Annotated in this window: 2 protein-coding genes; both read left to right on the top strand. The window is 68.5% G+C overall.

The features are described from left to right. The first annotated feature begins 2 nt into the window (after nt 1-2). The gene (locus ODJ79_RS46485; protein ID WP_263030171.1) at nt 3-782 is read left to right on the top strand and encodes an electron transfer flavoprotein subunit beta/FixA family protein; all 780 of its coding nucleotides are present in this window, start codon (nt 3-5) and stop codon (nt 780-782) included. 12 nt (nt 783-794) lie between these two features. Next, nucleotides 795-1,727 carry an electron transfer flavoprotein subunit alpha/FixB family protein gene (locus tag ODJ79_RS46480; protein ID WP_263030170.1) on the top strand — a complete coding sequence of 311 codons (933 nt, stop codon included), beginning with the start codon at nt 795-797 and terminating at the stop codon, nt 1,725-1,727. Nucleotides 1,728-1,731 lie beyond the last annotated feature (4 nt).

The following is a 1,731-nucleotide window of genomic DNA, read 5'->3' as shown; positions in this document are numbered from 1 at the left end:
CGATGAACATCGTCGTTTTGGTGAAGCAGGTACCCGACTCCGGTGCGTCGCGTGCGTTGGACGCGGGTGATTTCACCGTTGAGCGGGCGTCGGCGAGCAATGTCATCAATGAGATGGATGAGTACGCCATCGAGGAGGCGCTGAAGATCAAGGAGGCGCATGGTGGTGAGGTGACGGTCCTGACGATGGGTCCGGCGTCGGCCACTGAGGCGATCCGTAAGGCGTTGTCGATGGGTCCGGACAGGGCTGTGCATGTGCAGGATGAGGCGTTGCACGGTTCGTGCGCGGTGGCGACCTCGCGGGTGCTGGCGGCGGCGTTGGGCACGTTGAACGCGGATCTGGTGTTGTGCGGGGCGGAGTCGACCGATGGCCGGGTGCAGGTGATGCCGCACATGCTGGCGGAGCGGTTGGGGATCGCGGCGTTGACCGGTGCCCGGAAGCTGACCGTCGAGGGCAGCCAGTTGACCGCGGAGCGGCAGACCGATGAGGGGTATGAGGTGGTGACCGCTGCGACGCCGGCGATCGTGAGTGTGTGGGACACGATCAACGAGCCGCGGTATCCGTCGTTCAAGGGGATCATGGCGGCGAAGAAGAAGCCGGTGCAGACCCTCGCGCTGGCGGATCTGGGGGTGGCGGCGGGTGAGGTCGGCGCGGCCGGTTCGTCCAGCCGGGTGTTGGAGTTCGCCCGGCGTGCGGAGCGCAGTGCGGGGCAGAAGGTCACCGATTCCGGCGACGGCGGCGCGCAGCTGGTCGGGTATCTGGCCACCGAGAAGTTCGTCTGAGAAGGGCTGGTCATGGCTGAGGTTCTGGTTGTCGTCGAGGCCGGCGTCAAGAAGGTCACGCTGGAGATGCTGACCATCGCCCGTGGGCTGGGGTCGGTGTCGGCGGTGGTGTTCGGGCAGGCGGACGCGGGCAAGCTCGCCGAGTACGGCGCGGAGAAGGTGTATGTCGCCTCGGGTGAGGAGGTGGACAGTTACCTGGTCGCGCCGAAGGCCACGGTGGTGGCCGGCCTGGTCGCTCGGGTGCAGCCGGCGGCGGTGCTGCTGGCCTCCACGCAGGAGGGCAAGGAGATCGCCGGGCGGCTGGCGGTGAAGCTGGACAACGGTCTGCTGACCGACGCGGTCGCGGTGGACGCGGACGGCACCGCGACGCAGGCGATCTTCGCGGGGTCGGCGACGGTGAAGTCGAGGGTGACCCGGGGGCTGCCGATCGTGACGATCCGCCCGAACTCGGTCACCCCGCAGCCGGCCGCGGCCGCGGGTGCGGTGGAGCAGCTGACGGTGGCGGTCGCCGAGGCGGACAAGCTGGCGAAGGTGGTGCAGCGGGTCGCCGAGGCCAAGGGGTCGCGGCCGGAGCTGACCGAGGCGTCGGTGGTCGTCTCCGGTGGCCGGGGGGTGGCCTCGGCGGACAATTTCAAGCTGGTCGAGGAGCTGGCCGATCTGCTCGGTGGTGCGGTCGGCGCGTCCCGGGCGGCGGTCGACTCGGGGTTCTACCCGCACCAGTTCCAGGTCGGGCAGACCGGTAAGACGGTGTCCCCGCAGTTGTATGTGGCGCTGGGTATCTCCGGCGCGATCCAGCACCGGGCCGGTATGCAGACCTCCAAGACGATCGTCGCGGTCAACAAGGACCCGGAGGCGCCGATCTTCGAGCTGGCCGACTACGGCGTCGTCGGTGACCTGTTCAAGGTCGTACCGCAGGCCGCCGAAGAAATCCGCAAGCGCAAGTAACACG

The sequence above is a fragment of the Actinoplanes sp. KI2 genome (assembly GCF_025630775.1).
Taxonomy (GTDB): domain Bacteria; phylum Actinomycetota; class Actinomycetes; order Mycobacteriales; family Micromonosporaceae; genus Actinoplanes.
This window is presented reverse-complemented; position numbering and strand designations above follow the sequence as displayed.